The sequence below is a fragment of the Clostridium sp. NSJ-49 genome, assembly GCF_014287725.1.
GTDB classification, from domain to species: domain Bacteria; phylum Bacillota; class Clostridia; order Clostridiales; family Clostridiaceae; genus Clostridium; species Clostridium disporicum_B.
The window spans coordinates 55,455-79,073 of record NZ_JACOOP010000001.1 but is presented as its reverse complement, the minus strand read 5'-3'; the positions used below and the strand labels follow the sequence as shown (position 1 = coordinate 79,073).

Annotated in this window: 25 protein-coding genes; 3 read left to right on the top strand and 22 right to left on the bottom strand. The window is 29.6% G+C overall.

Annotation, left to right across the window (positions count from 1 at the left end):
• Positions 1-6: 6 nt before the first annotated feature.
• From H8S10_RS00390 to pta, 8 genes are all read right to left on the bottom strand, one after another.
• Positions 7-1,041: a radical SAM protein gene (locus tag H8S10_RS00390; RefSeq protein WP_055263285.1), complete on the bottom strand. Its 1,035-nt coding sequence runs from the start codon at positions 1,039-1,041 to the stop codon at positions 7-9.
• Positions 1,034-1,732 carry a ribonuclease III gene (gene rnc, locus H8S10_RS00385; RefSeq protein ID WP_186837563.1) on the bottom strand — a complete coding sequence of 233 codons (699 nt, stop codon included), beginning with the start codon at positions 1,730-1,732 and terminating at the stop codon, positions 1,034-1,036. Before rnc ends, H8S10_RS00390 begins: the two co-directional genes overlap by 8 nt.
• A 112-nt stretch (positions 1,733-1,844) precedes the next feature.
• A complete protein-coding gene (gene acpP, locus H8S10_RS00380) occupies positions 1,845-2,075 on the bottom strand; it encodes an acyl carrier protein (RefSeq protein WP_032118133.1) in 231 nt (76 codons plus the stop codon).
• 76 nt (positions 2,076-2,151) lie between these two features.
• Positions 2,152-3,150 (bottom strand): phosphate acyltransferase PlsX, encoded by a 999-nt coding sequence (gene plsX / locus H8S10_RS00375; protein WP_186837562.1) that lies wholly within the window; start codon positions 3,148-3,150, stop codon positions 2,152-2,154.
• Positions 3,151-3,207: 57 nt separating this feature from the next.
• The gene (gene rpmF / locus H8S10_RS00370) at positions 3,208-3,393 is read right to left on the bottom strand and encodes a 50S ribosomal protein L32 (protein WP_005213472.1); all 186 of its coding nucleotides are present in this window, start codon (positions 3,391-3,393) and stop codon (positions 3,208-3,210) included.
• A gap of 12 nt (positions 3,394-3,405) precedes the next feature.
• On the bottom strand, positions 3,406-3,906 hold the full coding sequence (locus H8S10_RS00365) for a DUF177 domain-containing protein (protein ID WP_055263279.1): 501 nt from the start codon (positions 3,904-3,906) through the stop codon (positions 3,406-3,408).
• Between the two features lie 168 nt (positions 3,907-4,074).
• Positions 4,075-5,274: an acetate kinase gene (locus tag H8S10_RS00360; RefSeq protein ID WP_055263277.1), complete on the bottom strand. Its 1,200-nt coding sequence runs from the start codon at positions 5,272-5,274 to the stop codon at positions 4,075-4,077.
• Between the two features lie 21 nt (positions 5,275-5,295).
• A complete protein-coding gene (gene pta / locus H8S10_RS00355; protein WP_055263275.1) occupies positions 5,296-6,300 on the bottom strand; it encodes a phosphate acetyltransferase in 1,005 nt (334 codons plus the stop codon).
• Between the two features lie 216 nt (positions 6,301-6,516).
• Here pta and H8S10_RS00350 point away from each other — a divergent pair, with 216 nt between their 5' ends.
• Positions 6,517-7,722 (top strand): nucleotidyltransferase, encoded by a 1,206-nt coding sequence (locus tag H8S10_RS00350; RefSeq protein WP_055263273.1) that lies wholly within the window; start codon positions 6,517-6,519, stop codon positions 7,720-7,722.
• A gap of 51 nt (positions 7,723-7,773) precedes the next feature.
• Entirely contained in the window at positions 7,774-8,949 is a 1,176-nt protein-coding gene (gene ylbJ / locus H8S10_RS00345; RefSeq protein ID WP_186837561.1) for a sporulation integral membrane protein YlbJ, read from the top strand.
• Here the strand turns inward: ylbJ and H8S10_RS00340 are convergent.
• From H8S10_RS00340 to H8S10_RS00315, 6 genes are all read right to left on the bottom strand, one after another.
• Positions 8,935-9,471 (bottom strand): hypothetical protein, encoded by a 537-nt coding sequence (locus H8S10_RS00340; RefSeq protein ID WP_055263269.1) that lies wholly within the window; start codon positions 9,469-9,471, stop codon positions 8,935-8,937. The two genes, ylbJ and H8S10_RS00340, sit on opposite strands and share 15 nt — an antisense overlap.
• 1 nt (position 9,472) lies before the next feature.
• On the bottom strand, positions 9,473-9,964 hold the full coding sequence (gene coaD / locus H8S10_RS00335; RefSeq protein WP_055263267.1) for a pantetheine-phosphate adenylyltransferase: 492 nt from the start codon (positions 9,962-9,964) through the stop codon (positions 9,473-9,475).
• Positions 9,965-9,976: 12 nt separating this feature from the next.
• The gene (gene rsmD / locus H8S10_RS00330; protein WP_055263265.1) at positions 9,977-10,531 is read right to left on the bottom strand and encodes a 16S rRNA (guanine(966)-N(2))-methyltransferase RsmD; all 555 of its coding nucleotides are present in this window, start codon (positions 10,529-10,531) and stop codon (positions 9,977-9,979) included.
• Between the two features lie 140 nt (positions 10,532-10,671).
• On the bottom strand, positions 10,672-12,702 hold the full coding sequence (recG, locus tag H8S10_RS00325; protein WP_186837560.1) for an ATP-dependent DNA helicase RecG: 2,031 nt from the start codon (positions 12,700-12,702) through the stop codon (positions 10,672-10,674).
• Between the two features lie 79 nt (positions 12,703-12,781).
• Positions 12,782-14,422 carry a DAK2 domain-containing protein gene (locus tag H8S10_RS00320; RefSeq protein ID WP_055263261.1) on the bottom strand — a complete coding sequence of 547 codons (1,641 nt, stop codon included), beginning with the start codon at positions 14,420-14,422 and terminating at the stop codon, positions 12,782-12,784.
• Positions 14,423-14,433: 11 nt separating this feature from the next.
• Positions 14,434-14,784, bottom strand: a complete 351-nt coding sequence (locus H8S10_RS00315; RefSeq protein ID WP_055263259.1) for an Asp23/Gls24 family envelope stress response protein — start codon at positions 14,782-14,784, stop codon at positions 14,434-14,436.
• A gap of 217 nt (positions 14,785-15,001) precedes the next feature.
• On the opposite strand from H8S10_RS00315, the gene rpmB reads away from it, so the two are divergent.
• Entirely contained in the window at positions 15,002-15,193 is a 192-nt protein-coding gene (gene rpmB / locus H8S10_RS00310) for a 50S ribosomal protein L28 (protein ID WP_005213497.1), read from the top strand.
• 276 nt (positions 15,194-15,469) lie between these two features.
• Here the strand turns inward: rpmB and H8S10_RS00305 are convergent, their stop codons facing one another.
• The 8 genes from H8S10_RS00305 to H8S10_RS00270 all read right to left on the bottom strand — a co-directional run bounded on the left by H8S10_RS00305 (position 15,470) and on the right by H8S10_RS00270 (position 23,612).
• Positions 15,470-16,108 carry a thiamine diphosphokinase gene (locus H8S10_RS00305; protein ID WP_055263257.1) on the bottom strand — a complete coding sequence of 213 codons (639 nt, stop codon included), beginning with the start codon at positions 16,106-16,108 and terminating at the stop codon, positions 15,470-15,472.
• A gap of 1 nt (position 16,109) precedes the next feature.
• Positions 16,110-16,757: a ribulose-phosphate 3-epimerase gene (rpe, locus tag H8S10_RS00300; protein ID WP_055263255.1), complete on the bottom strand. Its 648-nt coding sequence runs from the start codon at positions 16,755-16,757 to the stop codon at positions 16,110-16,112.
• The gene (gene rsgA, locus H8S10_RS00295; RefSeq protein WP_055263253.1) at positions 16,757-17,620 is read right to left on the bottom strand and encodes a ribosome small subunit-dependent GTPase A; all 864 of its coding nucleotides are present in this window, start codon (positions 17,618-17,620) and stop codon (positions 16,757-16,759) included. Before rsgA ends, rpe begins: the two co-directional genes overlap by 1 nt.
• A 183-nt stretch (positions 17,621-17,803) precedes the next feature.
• Complete coding sequence (gene pknB, locus H8S10_RS00290) at positions 17,804-19,819, bottom strand: Stk1 family PASTA domain-containing Ser/Thr kinase (RefSeq protein WP_186837559.1); 2,016 nt, start codon at positions 19,817-19,819, stop codon at positions 17,804-17,806.
• A 2-nt stretch (positions 19,820-19,821) separates the two neighbouring features.
• Positions 19,822-20,532, bottom strand: a complete 711-nt coding sequence (locus H8S10_RS00285; RefSeq protein WP_186837558.1) for a Stp1/IreP family PP2C-type Ser/Thr phosphatase — start codon at positions 20,530-20,532, stop codon at positions 19,822-19,824.
• A 17-nt stretch (positions 20,533-20,549) separates the two neighbouring features.
• Positions 20,550-21,581: a 23S rRNA (adenine(2503)-C(2))-methyltransferase RlmN gene (rlmN, locus tag H8S10_RS00280; protein WP_055263247.1), complete on the bottom strand. Its 1,032-nt coding sequence runs from the start codon at positions 21,579-21,581 to the stop codon at positions 20,550-20,552.
• A gap of 11 nt (positions 21,582-21,592) precedes the next feature.
• Positions 21,593-22,909: a 16S rRNA (cytosine(967)-C(5))-methyltransferase RsmB gene (gene rsmB / locus H8S10_RS00275; RefSeq protein WP_186837557.1), complete on the bottom strand. Its 1,317-nt coding sequence runs from the start codon at positions 22,907-22,909 to the stop codon at positions 21,593-21,595.
• A gap of 10 nt (positions 22,910-22,919) precedes the next feature.
• Positions 22,920-23,612: a zinc metallopeptidase gene (locus tag H8S10_RS00270; protein WP_055263243.1), complete on the bottom strand. Its 693-nt coding sequence runs from the start codon at positions 23,610-23,612 to the stop codon at positions 22,920-22,922.
• Between the last annotated feature and the right edge of the window lie 7 nt (positions 23,613-23,619).

Here is a 23,619-nt window from a genome sequence, read left to right as displayed (position 1 = left end):
ACTATACTAAATTTTAAACTCTTCTTTCTTTTCGATTACAGTTAATCTAATTCTATTTCTTTTAACTTTATTTTCAACTTTAACAAAAACTTTTCCACTTCTATTATTAGTGAATTCTTTAAAATATTCCTTTTTATTTGTATATAGCTTACTTACATCTTTAGGATTAATTTCTATAATAATATCCTTATCACAAGGCGCTTTCTCTTTTAAGCTACTACATATTAAATTTCCTTCAACAAGTTCTCTAAATGCTGGATGGAAAGGTCCATCGATAATATCTTGCCCCCATGTTATAGATTCTGTTGGTTGAAGTCCTATTCTTATCACTTTAATTTTAGCTTCTTTATAAAGCTTTAACATCTCAGTAGATATATCTACTGCTTCTTTCAAGGAATATGGTATATACTCTCCTCTTTCATACATCTTCTCCATTGGAGTATCTTTGATTATAAGTGCCGGATATATTCTACATATATCAGGCTTCATACTAATAGAAGCTTTTGTTGTATATATATCCTTCTCAAAAGTATCTCCAGGTAATCCTGGCATAATTTGATGACCTAATGTAAAATTATACTCTTTTATAAGTATAGATGCTTCTTTTACTTGTTCTGCAGTATGTCCTCTACCAGCTTTTATTAAAACTTCATCATCTAAAGATTGAACTCCAAGTTCAATAATATCAACTTTATATTCTTTTAAATAATCTAAGATGTATCTATTTATAGCATCTGGTCTAGTTGATAGTCTTATATTATGAATTAAACCTCTATTTTTATATTCTAACGCCACACTTAGTAATTCTTTTTGCTTTTGTACCGGTATTGCTGTAAATGTTCCTCCAAAAAAGGAAACTTCTAAAGTTGCTCCTTTTGCATCTATAGTTTCTAAGTAATCATCTATTGTTTTTCTAACATCACTTTCTGTAACTTCATCCTCAACAACTCTAGCTATTCTATCTTGATTACAAAATACACATTGATGTGGACAGCCTTGATGAGATATAAAAACAGGTATAATATAGTAGTTCTTACTCATTTATATCCTCCAAAATCTTTAGAGCTGACTTAGCTGCATTTTGTTCCGATTCCTTTTTGCTATAACCTTCGCCTTTACTAAACTCTTTATTATCTATTATTAATTGAGTAAAGAATTTTCTTCTATGAGGTGGTCCCTCATGTTTAATTAATTCATATACTATAGATATTTCACCATTTCTTTGCAATAGTTCTTGAAGTTTAGTTTTATAATCTAATATTATGTCATTATTAATTGCTCTTTTAATTATTTTTTCAAATCTACCTAAAATATAATCTTTAGTAAATTCTAACCCCTTATCTAGGTATATTGCAGCAATTAAAGCTTCTACAGCATCAGCTATAAGAGATACTCTCTCTCTTCCTCCTGTAAGCTCTTCACCTTTACTCATTCTTAAAAAATATCCTAAATTCAGTTCTCTTCCAATTTCATACAGCGAATTTTCACAAACTATTAAACTACGAATCTTTGTTAATTCACCTTCAGTTTTCTCCTTATAATTTAGAAATAGATATTCAGTAATACATAATTGTAAAATAGAATCACCTAAAAATTCTAATCTTTCATTGTATGCTTCATCTCTATGTTGATTAGCATATGAAGAATGTGTCAATGCAGTCATTAATAAACTCGGTTCATTAAATTTTATCCCTACTACATCCTCCACTTCTTTTTGATAAAAGTTATTCATCTTGTACAGCTCCTTACAAGTATATTCTTCAACTTGCTTCTATTTCTAAACAAATTCAAGAATAGACTAATTTTGTTTTAAACATTAAATCCCGCAATATTGCGGGATTTAATTATTCCTCACCATGTTCTTTCATAAACTTAACTATATCAGCCACAGTTACGAAAGTTTCAGCTTCTTCATCTGGAATTTCCATCTCTAATTCATCTTCTAAAGCCATAATAAGTTCAACTATATCTAATGAATCTGCATTTAAATCTTCAATAAAAGCAGATTCCATTGTGATTTCTTCTTCATCGATACCTAATTTTTCAGATATTATTGATCTAATCTTTTCAAACATATTCTCACCTCCTAAATTCACCCACTTAGATAATATTATATATTAAGTTACTCGTCAATATTAAAAGCAATATAAATTACTTGTTTTCTAAACCTTCTTTTATCTTATCTAGTACCTTACTATCATAAAAATTCTTTGTTTGTCTTATTGCACTTTTGAAAGCTTTAGCATCAGAACTTCCATGAGCTTTTATACATATACCATCTACACCTAAAAATGGTGCTCCACCATATTCTTTATAATCAAACTTCTTTTTAATATTTGAAAAAACAGGTTTTAATAAAACTGCTCCGATTTTTGATTTTATTCCTGTTGATAAAATCTCTTCTTTAATTATATTTAAAAGATTTGATGCAGTACCTTCATACATTTTCAATACTGTATTACCTACAAATCCGTCACATACTAAAACTTGAGTGTCTCCATCTGAAATATATCTAGGTTCTACGTTACCTACAAAGTTTAATCCATCCTCTTGCTCTAATAAACTATAAGTAGCTTTAGTTAATTCGTTTCCTTTTTCAGCTTCAGCACCTATATTTACAAGTCCTACCTTAGGATTATTATTTTCCATAACACCCTTATAATACTCTTTTCCCATATACGCAAAATTAATTAAATGCTCTGGCTTACAATCAACATTAGCACCACAATCAACTATCATAAATGGCCCATTTTTCCCTGGCATTATTGGCGCAAGTGCTGGTCTCTTTATTCCTTTAATTCTACCTACGACAAAAGTACATCCAGCTAAGAAAGCTCCTGTACTTCCTGCAGAGATAACAGCATCACATTCTTTATCTTTAACAAGGTTTAAAGCTTTACAAATGCTTGAATCCTTTTTCTTTCTGATAGCCATAACTGGATGCTCATTATTAGTTATAACTTCAGTAGCATTTACTATCTTTATTCTATCTCCAATATAATTACACTTTTGTAACTCTTCTTTAATCTGTTCTTCTGGTCCTGTTATGAAAAATTCTATATCCTTAAATTCTTCTGTAGCCTTTACAACACCTTCTACTACAGCCTTAGGTGCATGATCTCCACCCATACCATCTATAGCTATTTTCATTTGGTTCACCCCTTTATTTCTTTATATATAAAAGAAAAGAAAGTCATATGACTTTCTTTATTCTTCAGTTGAAGCAACAACTTCTTTACCTTTGTAGAATCCACAGTTCTTACAAACTCTGTGAGCCATCTTCATTTCGTGGCATTGTGGACATTCAACTATTCCTGGTAAGCTTAACTTAAAAGTTTGAGCTCTTCTAGAATCTCTTTTTGCTCTATATGTCTTTCTCGCTGGATTTCCCATTATTACACCTCCTTATTCCCCAAACAACTCTTTGAGCTTTGCTAGCCTAATATCGACATCATAATTGTTACAACTACATTTGTCAACATTTAAATTGGCTCCACAATTGGAACAAAGACCCTTACAGTCTTCAGCGCAAAGTCTCTTGATAGGTAAGGTTGAAATAATACTATTTTCAACAATTAGGGATAAATCTAAAGTATCCCCTTCTACAAATATAATCCCTTCTTCATCTTGAAGTTCTTTATTATTTGTAAACCTTTCTTCTATATCAATATCTATTGGATAGATAAAGGTATCTAAGCACCTTGAACAATTAAGTTCTAATTCTGTCTTGATAGTGGCTTCTAATTCAAGAACATCATTTCTTGATACTATTTGTCCCTCTACCTTAACAGGTTTGATTGCTTTAATGATTTCTCCTTCAAACTTTATAGGTTCTAAATCAAGTGAGAAATCAACCGCTTTCTTTCTTCCATCTTTGACAAGTAAATCTAAAAATTGTACTTCCATAATTATAAGCTCTGGATTTTACTCCTCATATCTTAAAGAAGATATATTATACATTACGTATAGCTTGAGCAAAGCACCATTTTCACTCCTTAGGCTTTAATTTACCCATTTCAAACACAATTTATTATATCTACGCCGACATTAAAAGTCAAGCTATTTATATAATAATTACTTTGATATTAATTCTAAAGTATCTCTTGCAATCATTAACTCTTCGTTAGTTGGAATTATAAATGCTTTAACAGTAGAATCTGCTGTAGATATTTCTCTTACTTTTCCTCTAACTTTATTTGCTTCTGTATCACATTTAACACCTAAGAATTCTAATCCTTTAAGTATTTCTTCTCTTGTTTCTGGTCCATTTTCACCAACACCAGCTGTGAAGACTATAGCATCAACTCCACCCATAGCAGCAGCGTATGCACCTATAGTAGTTCTTACTTTGTAGTGGAATATATCTAAAGCTAATTGAGCTCTGTGAACTTTTTCTTTATAAGCAGCATCTTCAATATCTCTAAAGTCTGAGCTTATTCCTGAAATTCCTAATACTCCTGATTTTTTATTTAATAAATCTGTAACTTCATCAGCAGTTAATCCTTCTTCTTTCATTAAGAAAGTAACTATAGCTGGGTCTATACTACCTGATCTAGTACCCATTGCTAAACCTTCAAGTGGTGTGAATCCCATAGAAGTTTCAACTGATTCTCCATTTTTAACTGCACATACACTTGATCCATTTCCTAAATGACAAGTTATAATCTTAAGATCTTTTATATCTCTACCCATAACTTCTGCAACTTTTTGAGAAACGTATTTATGAGAAGTTCCGTGGAATCCATATTTTCTAATTCCGTGCTTTTCATATAATTCATATGGTAAAGCATATAGGTAAGCTTCTTCTGGCATTGTTCCGTGGAAAGCAGTATCAAAAACAGCTACCATTGGAGTGTTTGGCATTAATTCTTCACAAGCCTTGATACCTATCATATTAGCTGGATTATGTAATGGAGCTAACTTAAAGCATTCTTCAATATAGTTTTTAACTTCATCGTTTATAACAACTGACTTGTTGTATTTTTCTCCACCGTGAACAACTCTATGTCCTACAGCATTGATTTCTTCCATAGATGAAATAACTCCGTTGTTTTCATCTACTAAAGCTGCTAAAACTAATCTTATAGCATCTTTATGATCTTTCATAGCTTCTTTAACTATATATTTTTCTCTTCCTTCAACTTTTTGAGTTAAAACAGAACCTTCGATTCCTATTCTTTCAACTAATCCTTGAGCTAAAGATTCTTCTGTAGCCATATCGATTAATTGATATTTTAATGATGAGCTTCCGCAATTAATTACTAATACTTTCATTTATAAACACCTCTTAATATATTACTTATTTTGAGCTTGAGCCTGAACAGCTGTTAGCACAACTACATTAACTATATCTTCTGAGCTACATCCTCTTGATAAGTCATTTATTGGTTTAGCAAAACCTTGACACATAGGTCCTATAGCTTCAGCACCAGCAAATCTTTGAACTAATTTATATCCAATATTTCCTGATTGTAAATCTGGGAACACTAATACATTTGCTCTTCCAGCAACTTTGCTATTTGGAGCTTTTTGAGCAGCAACTTTTCCAACTATAGCTGCATCTAATTGCATTTCTCCATCGATCATTAAATCTGGTCTTAATTCTTTTGCAAGTTCAGTAGCTTTTCTTACCTTTTCAACTAGCTCATGATCAGCACTTCCCATAGTTGAGAATGATAACATCGCAACTCTTGGTTCTACCTTACATAAATTTTTAGCAGTATCTGCAGTAGCTATAGCTATTGCTGCTAATTGTTCATATGTAGGATTTGGATTAACAGCACAATCTGCAAATAATAACATACCATTTTCTCCATATGGTGAATCTGGTACCATCATTATGAAGAAGCTTGATACAACTGATACCCCTGGAGTTGTCTTGATGATTTGAAGACCTGGTCTTAAAAGATCTCCTGTAGTGTGTATAGCACCTGATACCATACCATCAGCATCATCTAACTTAACCATCATAGTACCAAAATATAGTGGATCTCTCACTATTTTTTCAGCTTTCTCCATTGTCATACCTTTATTTTTTCTTATTTCATAAAAGGCTTTTACATACTCATCAATCTTTTCATAACTGTTAGGATCAATTATTTCAACACCAGATAAATCAACATTAAGCTCTTTAGCCATATTCATTATATTTTCTTGATTACCAATTAGTATTGGATAAGCTAACCCTTGGTTCTTAATTTCTTCAGTAGCAATTATAGTTCTTTGCTCTTCACCTTCTGGTAAAACTATTCTTTGCTTATTTGCTTTTGCAGCTTCGAATAATTTATTCATAAGTTCCATTTTAATTTCTCCTTTCGTAGTCACAAGGACGAATCATTCATTATCTAATATACTCCTATATAGCTATATTTTTCAATAGAAATTTACTTTAAATATTTAATTCTTTATATTATTAATTTTCTGAATATTATGTATTATATCATTTTACTATAACTTATTTTACTTTTTTTATCTTATGTTATAATGATTTTATATTTCCCTAAAAGGAGCGCTAATATGAATATTACAGGTATAATTACAGAATATAATCCATTTCATAACGGTCATTTATATCATATTACCGAGGCAAAGAAAGCTACAAACTGTGATGGAATAGTATGTATAATGAGCGGAAATTTTGTACAAAGAGGTGGTCCAGCGATAATCGATAAATGGAAAAGAACCGAAATGGCTCTAGAAAACGGAGTAGATTTGGTACTAGAGTTACCGACTTTTTACGCAGTTTCTTCTGCTGAAATTTTCGCTAGAGGTGCTGTCTCTATTTTAAATTCTCTAGGAGTCGTAGATAATCTTTACTTTGGTTCTGAATGCGGAGACGTGGATTCACTTTATAAAATTGCTAAAATTTTAACTACAAATAATGACTCTTTTAACAATATGTTAAAAAACAATCTTAAAGAAGGAATTTCTTTTGCTAAAGCTAGGGAAAAATCACTAATAGATTTTTCAAAGGATGATTCTATTAAAGATGTTATTTCATCTTCAAATAATATATTAGGAATAGAATATATTAAAGCTATTCTATTAGAAAAAAGCAAAATAAAACCATATACTTTAAAACGTGAAGGCAGCAATTACAATGAAACTAATATAGAAAGTACTTTCTCTTCTGCTACATCTATTAGAAAAGCACTTTCTGATAATGAATACTCTATTAACACTTTGAGTTCAGTAATGCCAGAACCATCATATAATATTTTAAAATCCCTAAAAAACGATGGATACACTTTTTCTTTTGATGAAGATTTATATAAATTTTTAAGATATAAAATCTCAACTAATTGCGTAAATTTTAACAATCTTTATGAAGCATCAGAAGGTTTAGATAAGAAAATATTAAAAGAAGTTATAGACAGCACTTCTTATGATGATTTAATTCTTAGAGTAAAAAGCAAAAGATATACTTACACAAAAATTTCAAGATTACTTACTCAAATCTTTATCGGCTTTGATAATTATAACTTTGATAAAAACACTATAAGTCAATATAATTTTGGACGAATTTTAGGGTTTAATTCAAAAGGAAGAGAAATTTTATCTTCAATAAAAAAGACCTCTTCTATACCTTTGATTACAAAAGTTCCTAAACACCCTAATAATCCATTATTGGAATTAGATATTTTAGCAACAAAAGCTTATTCTATTCTTAACCCAAATTTAAATCCAAAATCAGATTATTTAAAAAATCCGATAATAAAATAATAATATTATAAAGTCATAAGCATATAAATACTATAGATGGGAGGAGTTTCTATGCATAGTATTATATTCTTATGGCTTTCAATTTTTATTCTTATATTTGTATTACTAAAACTTCTTAATATAAATAAGAATTATTTTGTAAGCTTTTTAATTTCATTTTGTATTATTTTATTTGTATTAAATCTGAAAGATTGTATAAACGCTTCTTTAGTCGGTTTAAATTTAGTTATAAAAACTATATTACCAACTATATTTCCTTTTTCTTTTATATGTAATCTTTTAATTTGTTATGATGGGATATCATTATATTCAAAAATCCTTGGACCTTTATTATGTAGACCTTTAAAACTTTCAAAGAATTCTTCATTTCCTATAGCAGCAAGTGTGCTATGCGGTTATCCATTAGGTTGTAAGTATTGTTGCGATTTATACAATTTAGGATATATTAATAAGAAAGAATTCGAAAGATTATTAAATATAGCATCAAATGCTAGTCCTATGTTTTTAATAGGTTCTGTAGGAGCTACCATGTTTGGAAATACCAAATTAGGCTTTATACTTTTAATAGCTAACTATCTTTCTCCACTAATCATTGGAATTATTACTATTCCTAAAGGAGATTTTAATAAAAATTCAAAGGTTATGCATTCCGGATTCAAAAAAGTATCTATAGGCTCTGCTTTAAAAACTTCTATTGAAAACAGTGTAAACACAACATTACAAGTTGGTGCGTTCGTTATCATTTTTTCAATTATTATAAGCATAATAAAAAGTAATGCTTATATAAGCATTACTTTTAAAAACATAGAAGATTTTTTAAATATACCTTCATCTTCTTTATATGGAACTTTACTAGGTAGCATCGAATTCACTAACGGTTGTAAGCTTATCAGTTCATCTACATTACCGTTAATATTAAAGCTATCTATAATAAGTTTTATTTGTTCTTTTTCCGGATTATCTGTTATAGCACAAATAAGTTCTTTTATTGGAGACTTAAATATTTCATTATTTAAATACTCATTTTTAAAATTTATTCAAGGAATAATAAGTTTTATAATTACATTTATAGCATGTATCTTTTTTGTAAAAGATACCCCAGTATCAACTTTTCCAATTCAAACTTTTTATATAGATAATAAAATACTTCTTATTATCTACTGTATATTGATATTATCACTTATATGTACTTTTATAAGATATAAAAAGAATTTACATGTTTCTTAATTCAGCAATATTTTCTTTTATAATCTTACCAGTATCACTTAATTTTTCATCAATTTCTTTAGCAGCTTTTTCAAAGGATTCTTGCATTGCTGTTATAAGTTCAATCTTTTTATTTTCAACCTCTTTATCAAGTTCTAAAAGAATTTCATTAGAATATTCTCTTGAACCTACTCTAATAGCTTTTGCATCTCTTTGTGCTAAAGCTATTATTTCATTTGCACGAATTTTAGCTTCTTTAACTAAATCATGATTTTCAACTTTCTCTTTCATAAGTTGAGCACTTTCTCTTCTTGCAATCTCAAATTCCTTTTGAGCTTCTGAAAGTATTCTATCTTTTTCATTCATTACCCATTCAGCTTTTTTTAGTTGATCTGGTAAATAATTAATAACTTGGTCTATAACTTCCTTAAATTCTTTTTTATCAACCATAACCTTGCCAGTAATAGGCATTTTTGCAGAACTATCTAACATCTCTTGTAAATATTCTAACAAATCAATAATATTCAATTCTAGCTTATTCAAGCTACTCCCCCCCTAAATCTCTTATCTTATTATACACTTCTGTAATTATCTCATCAGGCACTAACCCACTTATGTTCCCACCAAACTTAGCTACCTGTTTTACAGATGATGAACTTAAATAAGAATACTCTGATGAAGTCATCATAAATAAGGTCTCAATATTCGGATCTAATTGAGAGTTCATAAGAGCCATTTGAAATTCATATTCAAAATCCGAAACCGCTCTTAACCCTTTTAAAATAACTTTAGCTTCATACTTCCTTGCTAAATCAACTAAAAGTCCATTAAAACATATAACTTCAACATTTGGCAAATGCATAGTTACTTTCTTTATTAACTCAACTCTCTCCTCTATACTAAATAAACCTTTTTTATCTATATTCACTAGTACTCCTACTATAAGTTTATCATATATTTTGGAGCCTCTAGTTATAATATCTAAATGCCCATTTGTAATTGGATCAAAGCTACCTGGATAAATTGCTACTTTCATTTTCTTTCTTTTTTACTCCTCAATTTTATATAAACATATTGTTGTATTACCATATTTTCTACTTTTAAATAAAGCTATATTATCATTTCCTTCATATATTTCCTCAATAGAATCAATTTTAGTTACTATAATTCCATCTTCATTTAATAACTTTCTATCATGAATTATCTTCATTGCCTCTGGTATCATTTCTCTACAATATGGTGGATCTATAAAAATAACATCAAAAACTTTATTTTTATCAGCTAGATACTTTAAAGCTTCATACGAATCTTTATTCAATGCATAACATGTATCCTCAAACTTAAGATTTTCAATATTCTGTTTCAATAAAGAAAATGCATCTTTGCTTCTATCTACCAAATAAACTTCTTTAGCACCTCTACTTGCAGCTTCTAATCCTAAACTCCCTGTTCCTGCAAAAACATCCACTACTACAGCATCTGGAATATGATTTTGTATTATGCTAAACATAGATTCCTTTACTCTATCTAGAGTAGGTCTTGTTTCCATCGTTGCTGGAGGTATTAATTTACGTCCTCTTGCTTTTCCTGCTATAATTCTCACTGTAATTCCTCCTTTTTTTTTAACATTTTAATTCTATCATATAATTTTCCACTTAACAATTTATTTATTTAATCAAACATCTTCTCGTAACGTCTATTGTACGAGCTCGATTATCTCTAAATTAAAATTTGAACTCTGCTTTAATTAAAGCAGATATACTGACTCCATCTATCAAGTGATTCAGCTATCTCATTACAAAGTCGTATCTTTTCTGGATCAGTTGAATTTAATAATTGCTTACCCTCTTCTCTTGCGCACCTTAAAATCGCTAAATCCTCATATATATTAGCTAATATTAATCCTTCATCACCACTTTGTCTCATCCCAAACATTTCACCTGATCCTCTTAACTTCAAATCTTGTTCTGATATATAGAATCCATCAGTTGATGAAGTCATGATTTCCATTCTTTTTTTAGTTACTTCACTTTTAGCTTTACCGATTAAAATGCAATAAGATTCATACTGCCCTCTTCCAACTCTTCCTCTTAATTGATGTAGCTGAGCTAAACCAAACCTCTCAGCATTTTCAATTATCATAACCGAAGCATTAGGAACATTTACTCCTACTTCAATTACTGTAGTTGAAATAATCACCTTTGTCTCATTTTTCTTAAATCTATTTATTATATCGTCTTTTTCCTTAGGCTTCATTTTACCATGCAAAATCTCAACTTCTACATTTCTAAAAATTCCTTCCTTTAGTTCTCTATATAACTTTTCAACAGAATTAAGCTCCATCTTTTCATCTTCTTCAATTAACGGACATACAATATACACTTGTCGCCCTTTATTAATTTCATCCATAACTAAAGAATAACCAGCATCCCTATCATTTTCTAAGAAGAATTTTGTTTCAACCGGCTTTCTTCCAGGTGGTAACTTATCAATAACCGATATATCTAAGTCAGAGTACACATATAAAGCCAAGGTTCTAGGTATAGGGGTAGCAGTCATAACTAATACATCAGGTCTTCTCCCTTTATTAATAAGTTTATTTCGTTGCTCAACTCCAAATCTATGCTGCTCATCTGTTATTGCTAGACCTAAATTTGCAAAATCTACATCTTCTTGAATTAATGCATGCGTTCCTATTACTATCATAGGAGTATCTGTTGCTATAAGTTCTTTTATTCTCTTTTTTTCCTTTAGCGATGTACTACCAGTTAAAAGTTCTATATGTACATTAAATGGTTCTAATAACTTTCTCGCTTCCAAATAATGTTGGTTAGCTAATATCTCTGTAGGCACCATCAAAGTAGCCTGATACCCATTTTTTACAACATTAAACATTGCTATAAGAGCTACTACAGTTTTACCACTTCCAACATCTCCTTGTACAAGTCTATTCATAGGAAATGGGCTTTTTTGATCTCTAAGTATTTCTCTAACTACTCTTGTTTGAGCTTCAGTAAGACTATATGGGAGAGATTCTTTAAGATCTGTTAACTCCTTTGCCCATTCAAATTTTATTCCATTTTTACTCTTTAGCTTTCTTTTTAATATAAGCAACTTCATAGAATAATTAAATAACTCTTGAAATTTTAATCTTGTTATAGCTTTTTCTAATGCTTCTCTACCTGAAGGAAAATGAATATTTCTTATAGCAAAATCTAAATCAGTAAGCTTATACTTTTCTATTAACTCTTTAGGAAGATTATCTTCAATTTTCAAATCCTCTATACATTGATTTATAAGCTTTATTAAAATTTTATCTGTCATATCTCCTTTCAAGCTATATTTTGGTACAATTTCATTTTCTTTAGCAACTTTTACTCCAACAATAGGATTAACTATTTCTAACCTATTGCCTATCTTTTTATATTTCCCCAACAAATCATAACTTTCTCCAACTTTAAATGAGTTTTTTATAAATCTTTGATTAAACCATTTTCCATCTACAATATGCCCTAAATAATCAAATTTTATAGTAGTTATAAATTTTCCTGTTCTCGTCTTTACATCTCTTTCTATACTAGTACACTTACAAGTCAAAACCTGCTTTTCTTTTTCATCAATTTCATCAATTGATATATTACTTCTTAAGAACTCATAATCTCTAGGAAAATATAAAAGCAAATCTAAAATAGTAAAAATTCCACATTTATTAAGCTTCTCTTTAAGCTTTGGCCCCACACCTTTTAAACTTCCTATATCTTTAGTAACATCCATAAATACACCTCATCCCAAATTAAGTATATTTTAATAATTATACGCAAAAAGGCTGTGCATTTGCAACAGCCTTTTATTATTATTCTACTGACATTATGAAGTAATATAAAGGTTGATCTCCTTTATAGCATTGTACATCGAAGTCTTCATATTTCTCTTCTAATTCAGCTACAAAATCTTCTATTTTACTTTCTTCAACATCACTACCATAGAAAATAGTTATAAGTTCACTTTCATCATCTATCATAGACTCAAGTATTTCTTTAGCAACTTCAAAATAGTCATCTCCAACTTTTTTGATTTTACCTTCCACTAAACCTAACATATTTCCTTCTTTTATTTCGATACCATCCATTTCAGTATCTCTTACAGCATATGTTACAGAGCCTGTCTTAACCATATCAAGAGCTTCCATCATATTTGCTTCATTTACTTCTGCATCTTCCTCTGGATTAAACATAGTTATACAAGTTATACCTTGTGGAATACTCTTAGTAGGTATTACTCTAACATCTTTATCCGCTATTTCAGCTGCTTGATTTGCTGCCATTATTATATTTTTATTATTTGGAAGTATGAATATATGCTCAGCATTTAACTTTGAAATACACTCCATCATATCTTGAGTAGATGGATTCATTGTTTGACCACCTTCAATAACGTAATCAACACCTAAATCTTTAAGAACACTAGTGATTCCACTTCCCATTGCAACAGATACAAAAGCATACTTCTTCTTTTCTACTTCTTCAGTTTCTTCAAGCTTATCTGCTAATAGTTCTTCTTTCTCAAGCATTTCTCTATGCTCTTCTCTCATGTTATCTATTTTAATTTTAGATAATTCACCTACTGCTACTGCTTTTTCTAAAACTAGTCCTGGATTATTAGTATGAATATGTACTTTTATTACATCATCATATCCAACTACTATCATAGAGTCACCTAATGGCTCAATTTCATCTTGGAATGCTTTAGCTTTCTTAGCATCACCTAATATAATAAATTCTGTACAGTATCCAAACTTAATATCTACATCATTAGCAGATCCAGCTCCAGCACCTGACATATTTGCATCTTTTACAACCACATCTTTTATTTCAGCTTTTATATCATCCTTAAGGGCATCATACATTCCTTGTAAAATTATATATAATCCCATACCACCTGAATCAACTACTTTAGCCTTCTTTAAAGCTGGTAAAAGATCTGGAGTCTTATCAAGCATTACCTTTGATGCATCAACAACAACTTTTAACAACTCTACCACATCTTGTTTTTCTTCTTTTACAGCTGCTTCAGCCGCTGCTCTTATAACTGAAAGAATAGTTCCTTCTGTAGGACGCATTACTGCTTTATACGCAGCTTTGCTCCCTTCTAAAAATGCTAACGCAAGTTCAGTAGAGTCTACATCATTTTTTCCTTCTAATCCTTTAGATATTCCTCTAAGAATTTGTGATAAAATAACACCTGAGTTTCCTCTAGCACCCATTAGGGCACCTTTAGCTAACTTTTTAGAAGTTTCTCCTATAGATTCTGAGTTTAAATTTTCAATTTCTTTAACTGCAGCCTTAAATGTCATAGACATGTTAGTTCCTGTATCTCCATCTGGAACTGGGAAAACATTTAAAGCATTTACAAAATCGCTTTCCTCTACAAGTCTATTGCTAGCATTAACAACCATATTATAAAAATCATGGCCGTTTATTCTTTCATATTTCATTATGTTACCTCCTAGACTCTAACCGCTTGAACGTTTACTGTTACTGAAGCCACACTTAATCCAGTATAATTTTCAACGCTATAACGAACCTTTTGTATTATATTATTTGCTATAACAGAAATCTTAGTTCCGTATTCAACCATAACAAATAATTCTATTTCTAATTTATCATCATCATTAAATTTTAATTTTACACCTTTACTTAAGTTTTCAACTCTTATAAGTTCCCAAAATCCTTCTGTAGCATTTTTAGAAACCATTCCAACAACGCCATAGCACTCCATAGTAGATAAACCTACTATTTTAGCAAGTACTTCCTCAGAGTAACGTATATTTCCAAGATTGTTTACATATCCAACCATATAGAATCCTCCTTATAATTATCCTTATAAAATATTGTATATTAGTTAACCTATTAATTCAAGTAAAATTATCCTTATATAGGTTTTCATAAAAAATATTATTAGTATATTTCTATTTTTTTTTATTTTCGCTTGCAAATTGTATATATTTTATGATAGAATCTATTTTGTCCTATTGAAGAGAATTTATCTTCACATAATAAGGAGGTGTTTTCAAGTGGCAAGAAGATGCGAAGTTTGTAACAAAGGTGTTGTATCTGGAACTCAATACTCACACTCACATCGTCAATCTAAGAGAACTTGGGCTCCTAACATAAAGAGAGTAAAGGCTTTAGTTAACGGAACACCAAAAACTGTTCATGTATGTACAAGATGCCTTAGATCTGGTAAGGTTGAAAGAGCAATATAAGTTCAAATAAAAAATGCAATTGATTAACTCAATTGCATTTTTTATTTTTTAATTTTATAGGTATCATTATATCCCTATGTAATTATTTTTTTCTTGTAAAAAACTTAATAATAGATGATAAAAACTTCGGTAATTTTATTGCTATTATCCTCATTAAAATCCCTCCTAAAAAAAATCACCTTTCCTACATATTCATATTATGCATTAGTAAGGAATTAGGTGATTAATTTTTAAGAAATTTTAAAATAAATATTATTTTATTTTTAGACAATTTATTTAATCATTAGAGTAAATTACTAAAAGTTTACCTGACTTAAATTCTACTTCTATATTTTCATCTATAAATTCATTAGACACTGTCATAGTATCTCCTATAAAAAGATCATAATTTTTTAAATTATATTTTGCATTTCTTATAGTTAGCCCTTTTACTACATCTCCATAAGATAAAAATGATATGTACTTGTATCTTATATCTTTATTTAAAGAAACACTATTTCTAACGATAAATATTTTATTATTTTCATTTATAATGGTAGCCTTAACATTTTTATTCAACGCGCTAATTAGTAATCCTAAATTTCCAAAGGTATGATCTAATCTACTACCTGTAACCCCTAATAATATTATATCATTAGCCCCTTCTTCTATTGCTAAATTTAGTGCACTATCTGAATCAGTAAAATCTTTTTCCGGGTTAAATTCTAACTTTATAGCTCCATATTCTTTTAAATAATTGACTTTTTTAATATTAGCAGAATCAAAATCTCCTACTATATATTTAGGTATTATTTTTGAATCATATAAAGAATCACAACCTTTATCAGCACCAATAATTAGCTCTGATTCAGCCGCTATTTCTTTTAACAACTCTATAGACGGTCTTTCTCCTCCTGAAACTATTAAAGCCTTCATACTATCTTCCTCTTAATAATGAAATATTCTTTTCTATCTCTCCATTTTTAAACACTGCTGAACCTGCTACAATAACGTTTGCTCCTGCTTCAATAACATCTAAAACATTAGAAGGGTCAATTCCTCCATCAACTTGAATAAGCAAATCTTTATTAACCTTTTCACTCATAGCTTTAACTTCTTTTATTTTATCTATAGAATATTTTATAAACTTCTGCCCACCAAATCCAGGATTTACAGACATTATAAGCACCATATCTAATTCACTTATTATATCCTTTAAAACAGTTGTAGGTGTTCCTGGATTAAGCGCTACAGCAGCCTTAACACCTTTAGATTTAATATACTGTATAGCTCTATCTATATGCTTCTCTGCTTCATAATGTATAGTGATTAAATCTGCTCCTGCTGCTATAAAGTCATCAATATATTTTGATGGTTCTTCAATCATTAAATGAACATCAAAAACTTTATCTGTTCTATTTCTTATAGCTTTTATTATTGGCATACCAAAACTTATGTTTGGAACAAATCTTCCATCCATAACATCAATATGAATGAAATCAGCTCCAGCATTATGAAGTTTCTCTATATCCTCTCCTAATTTCGAAAAATCTGCTGATAATATTGACGGTGCAATCTTTATCATTAATATTTCCTCCCATCCATTTTCTCTTCTAATGTTCTTATATAAAAATCATATCTATATTTGTTAATTTTGCCTTCTTCAACTGCTTTTTTTACTGCACAGTTAGGTTCTTTATAATGAAGACACCCTCTAAATTTACACAAATTATTATACTCTTCAAATTCCGGAAAACTATATCTTAAATCTTCTTTTTCAATAAAGTTTACTTCTAACGTTGAAAATCCTGGAGTATCTACTATATATCCACCAACTACATCTATTAATTCACTATGCCTTGTTGTATGTTTACCTCTTCCTATCTTTTCTGATACTTCCCCTGTTTCCATATGGAACTTTTGAGTTAATGTATTAATTAGTGTTGATTTACCAGCCCCTGACGGCCCACATAAAACTGTTTCATTATTATCTAACTTCTCTCTAAGCTTTTCTACTCCAATTCCTTTTTTTGCATTTATGTATAACACTTCATAGCCTATATCTACTATTCTTTGCCTTATAGCTTCTTTCTCTTCTTCTGAAACTAAATCCACCTTATTTAAACATACTACTGCTTTAATATTATTGTGTTCGCATAAAATCAAAAACCTATTTAATAAATCAAAATTTATATCTGGATTTTTGACAGCAAAAACAACAAAAGCCTGAGTTACATTTGCAACAGTAGGTCTAATCAATTGAGATTTCCTCTCAAATATATCTTCAATTACCCCTTTACCATTACTAACTTCTATTTCTACATCATCTCCAACCATAGGCTTCATATCTTTATGTCTAAATTTACCTCTGGCCTTACATTCAATAAGTCCTTCTGATGTTTTTACATAGTAAAAACCACCAATTCCCTTAATTATTTTTCCTTTCATATTTCCTCCAAAGAATTTGTTCTCTTATTATAATAAACACCTTTTAATAAAAAATGCAATATATTTAAGCTATTACCTATAAATATAATAAGAATACCCCTTTTATAGAAGCAATTTTATCTATGAAACTTCTACTATAAAGGGGTATTCATTATATAAATTAGTCTAATACCATTTAGTATTTTAATTTGATCCTTCGTTATTTGGCGATTGATTTTCTGAAGGTTGATTTTCTGAAGATTGACTTTCTGGAGATGTATCCGTAGGTAATGATTCTATCTTTTCTACTTGTATTTTAACAAGTTCACCATCTTTTATGCTTGGTGTAAATCCTACCACCTTATATTGGTTAGTTTCTGCTGCTGGAGGCATTCCTCCATCTACGCTATACTTAATATTATTAGAATCTAATACAACAATTGCATCTGATAGTAGCATTCCTTCTGATATAAATTGATTTATATCTGTTGTAGGTTCAACGTATTTTCCTACATAAAGATCAATAGATGTTCCCTCTTTAACTTCAATATCTTTAACAGGTTGATCTATTACTTTTCCATCTTCATTTTGTCTATCTGTTTCTTGTTCAATAATATTAACTATAAACTTTTGATTTTCTAAATCTGCTTTTGCATCATTAACATTATATCCAATATAGTTTTTAACTTTAACTAATTTAACCTCAGGGCCCTTACTTATAGTTACATAAATAGTATCACCTTTAGGTATTTCAGTTCCAGCCTTAGGATCTTGACTAACATAATATCCTTTTTCAACATCATCATTAAATTCATAATTTAATTCATATTTAAATCCTTTAGAATCTAAATATTGCTTTATTACATTTTCTTCATAATCTCTTAAATTTGGTACAATAACTTTTTCTACTCCACCTGAAACAACAACTTTAATAATTGATCCTTTATCTATCATTGCATCAGCTAACAGATTACTACTTAAAATTTCACCATCTGGTTTATCACTATTTTCTGTTTTCTCTACCTCAAGTTTTAAACCTAATGCTTCAATTTCTTTTTTTGCTTCATCGAAATTCTTACCTACTATATTAGGAACTTTAATTTGTTCAACTTTATTTCCACTAAGAAATATAGTTGTAAAGATTCCTACTAGTAATAAAAGAACTACTATTATTCCACCAACTATTAATCCTTTGCCTTTTTTCTTATTTTTCTTCTTAAAATAATCATCATCAAAATCTTCTTCATCTTCTTCATACTCTTCATTATCTATTCGATTTTGGTGTTGGATTACTTTATCAGCTTTTTTGGGTTTTGGATTAACATCAGTCTTAATAGGACTCATCACGATAGTTCTTCCACCATCATTTTCAGAAGGTGGTTGTATTCCTACCATAGGATTTTCTTTTATTCTTTGTAAGTCACTAATCATTTCTTTTGCAGTTTGATATCTTAAAATAGGATCCTTGCTAATAGCTTTAAGAATAAAATTATTTAAACTTTCTGGTATTGCATCATTTAACTTTTTAGGCTCGATTGGCTCTTGCTGTATATGCTTTAAAGCAATAGTAACTGGTGATTCTCCATCAAAAGGAAGCTTAGCTGTTACCATTTCATATAATACTATCCCTAAAGAATATAAATCTGTTCTATAATCTATAAATGTACCTTTAGCTTGTTCTGGAGATAAATAGTGAGCTGATCCCATAATTGTTGTTGTATTTGTAATAGTAGAAGATGTTGCACTTTTTGCAATTCCGAAATCTGTTACTTTAACATCACCATGCTCAGTTATTAGTATATTTTGTGGTTTTACATCTCTATGAATAATTCCATTTCTGTGAGCACAGTCTAAAGCTTTAGCTACTTGAATTGCAATTGTACTTGCTGTAGACCAACTAATCTTTCCATTTGATAATATTATCTCTTTTAATGTTTTTCCTTCAACTAATTCCATTACAAAATAGTCTATATTATCTTCATCTTCATGTCCTACATCTAATACATTAACTATATTCATATCAGATAAATTAGCTATAGCTGTAGCTTCTTTTTTAAACTTCTCAGATATATCTTTATTATCAGCAAATTCTTTTTTTAGAATTTTTACTGCTACTAGTCTATTAAGCTTTTTATCTCTAGCCTTGTAAACTACAGCCATTCCACCTTCACCTATTACTTCTAATAACTCATATCTATCCCCTAATATCATCCCGATCATTTCTACACCTCTCCTCCAAACAGCAAGACAGTAATATTATCTCTTCCCCCTTGTTCTTTTGCTAAAGAAACCAGCTCATTAGTAGCCTGATCTAAATCTTTACTATTAGTAATAATATTAAAAATTTCTTCTTTAGATACTTCATTAATCAATCCATCTGAACAAAGTAAAAAGACTTTAAACTTATTCTTTTCAATTTTAAATATATCTACTACTACATCTTTCGAAGTACCTAATGCTCTTGTTATTATGTTCTTCTTAGGATGATTTCTACCTTCCTCTTCTGTCAAAGATCCTGAATCTATAAGTTCTTGTACCAACGAGTGATCTTTTGTTAATTTGATTATTCCTTTTTCATTCAAACCAAAACAGCAACTATCTCCAACATTTGCAATCTCAATTATATTATCTCTTACAAGACAAGCGGTTAATGTTGTTCCCATGCCACCATAACTCTTTTCTTTTATTGAAAGATCATATATTTTTCTATTGGCATATAAAATAGCTTCTTCTAAAGAGTGTTCTAATAAGTCCTGCTTATTTATATATTCAATTACTGATTCCACAGCCATTTTACTTGCTACTTCTCCAGCATTATGGCCTCCCATTCCATCAGCTACAACATAAATCTTATAGTTATTTCCTTCATAAAAATCAGCATAGTCTTCATTTAAACTTCTAACTATCCCTTTATCACTCTTCATACTAACCATACAATAACCCCTTCCTTTTACTTAGCAGACTCTATGTAACTCTTTCTTAACTGTCCACAAGCAGCATTTATGTCTGCACCCATTTCCCTTCTTACAGTAACTTCAATACCATTATTCTTTAATATCTCTTCAAATTCCTCTATAACCTTTTTAGATGGTCTTTTTAGCGTATTTTCTTTTATCTCATTTACAGGAATTAAATTAACATGACATAACATACCTTTTAAAATTCTTCCTAGCGATCTAGCATCTTCTTTACTATCATTTACTCCTGAAACTAATGAGTATTCAAAAGTAATTCTTCTTCCTGTTTTTTCTATGTAATATCTACAGGAATCTAAAATTTCAGATATAGTATACTTATTTGCTATAGGCATTATTTCTTTTCTCTTCTCATCGCTAAATGCATGTAATGAAATCGCTAATGTTATGCTCATCTCTTTATCTGCTAATTCAATTATTTTAGGTACTATACCACATGTAGATAAAGTAATATGTCTTTGACCAATATTTAATCCATAATCAGCATTTACTAGTTTAAGGAACTTCATAACATTATCAAAATTATCTAGAGGTTCCCCACTTCCCATAAGTACTATATTTGAAATTCTATCACCACATACTTTTTTACCTATAATAACTTGTGCTAAAATCTCTCCACAAGTTAAATCCCTAACACGCCCACCTAAGGTAGAAGCACAGAACTTACATCCCATTCTGCACCCTACTTGTGTTGAAATACATATTGAATTTCCATGTTTATATTGCATTATTACTGATTCTATTATGTTTCCATCTCTAAATCTTAAAAGCATTTTTTTAGTTCCATCTAAAGAAGACTCATATACTTCTTCAATTTTAGGTATTCCTATATAAAAGTTATCTTTTAGTTTATGCTTTAAAGAATTAGGAATATTCTTCATATCATCATAATCCCATACTTCATTATATATCCATGAAAAAACTTGCTTTGCTCTAAAAGCACTTTCCCCATTTTCCTTCATCCAATTTTGTAATTCTTCTAATGTGAAATCTAATAAATTTTCCATAGGTTCACCTACTACTTTTTCTTAAGCTTTGCTACAAAGAATCCATCCATATATTGATTTGGTAATATTGTTAAAGAACCATTATCATTATATATAAAGTTTTCCATATTACCTAAGAATATTTTCTCTATTTCTGCATCTTTATATTTATTTAAGAACCAATTTATATTATCTTCATTTTCTTCTTTATTAAGAGTACATGTAGAATATACTAAAGTTCCTCCACTCTTTAAATAATGCCATGCATTATCCATTATTTCTCTTTGAACTGGAACTAATTCTTTAAGTGAATTTCTTGTTTTATTCCACTTTATTTCTGGTTTCTTTCTTATTATACCAATACCTGAACATGGTACGTCTATTAAAACAGAGTCAGCAGATGCTATTAATTTACTATTTAACTTTGTTGCATCCATAACATCTACAGTTACATTGTTTAATCCTAATCTGTCAACATTTTCAGTAATTAGTGATAACTTATTTTCATGTAAATCAAAAGCTAAAACTTTTCCTGTATTATTTAATAACTCTGCTATATGAGTTGTTTTTCCTCCAGGAGCAGCACATAAGTCTAAAACTGTATCCCCTTCTTTTACATCTAATAATGGCGCTACAATCATCGCACTTTCGTCTTGAACAGTTATATATCCTTCTACAAATAAAGGATTATTCTCAACTGACTTTCCTCCTGAAATTATTATAGCTTCAGGACAAGCATATCCTTCTTCTATGTTATATTCCATTTCTTCAAGTTTGTCATAAACTTCATCATAATCAGCCTTATTATTATTTACTCTTACAGTAACCTTTGGAGTTTGATTTAATCCAGCAAGTATCTTTTTACCGTAATTTTCACCATATTGCTTATATATCATTCTTATGAACCAATCTTCATATGAATAGATATACGCTAATTCATTAACTTTTCCACTTTTAACCTCTATATCATCTGGATTTTTAGTGTAACTTCTTAATATTCCATTAACTAATTTAGCATCTTTTTCAGATATCTTTTTAGCTAGTTCAACTGCTTCATTACATGCAGCGAACTCTGGAACCTTATCTAAGAAATGCATTTGATATATTGCAATTCTTAATATATTTAATACTTCTCTATCCATTTCATTTATATCTCTTATAAAATTTGAAATTATAGTATCTAAAGTATTTTTTCTTCTTAATGTTCCATAAACAAGTTCTGTTACTAAAGCCTTATCTTTATCACATAAATCAGACTGATTTAGTTCTTTAGAAAGAACTAAATTTGAATAAGCTCCTTCATTTAATACTCTATTTACTACATTTAATGCTATTTCTCTACTATTCATACTTTACCTCTTAATCGTTATTTCTATTGCTTAATGCAATTAATCTTAATAATTGTGTTATTGACATTAATGCTGCTGCTACATAAGTCATAGCTGCTGCACCTAATACCTTTTTTGCCCCATCTACTTCATTTCCTAGTAAAATTCCTCTTCCTTCTAACACCTTTAACGCTCTACTAGATGCATTAAACTCAACCGGTAATGTAACTAGTTGATAAATTACTGATGCAGAAAAGAATATAATTCCTATAGTTGTAAGTCCAGGAATGCTTAAAAATATCCCTAAAACAAATAAAATCATAGACATTTGACTTGCAAAATTAACGCCTGTAGCTATTGATGTACGTAAAACAAGTGGTTTATAGTGCTCTTTATGTTGTATTGCATGCCCAATTTCATGAGCTGCTATTCCTGCTGCAGATATAGATGTTCCGTAAAACACATCTCTCGATAATCTTACAATTCTACGAGTTGGATCATAATGATCCGATAACTCCCCACCTGTTTCTACAACTGGTACATCATAAAGTCCGGCTTCATCTAACATCATTCTAGCCACTTGCTCACCAGTATATCCATTCATAGTTCTTATAGCTTTATATTTTCTATAAGTACTACTTACCTTACTTTGAGCCCATAAAGCAATTAATATCGCTGGTATTAGCATTAACATTGTTCTATCTGGATAAAATCCAAAAGGCATATTTCCC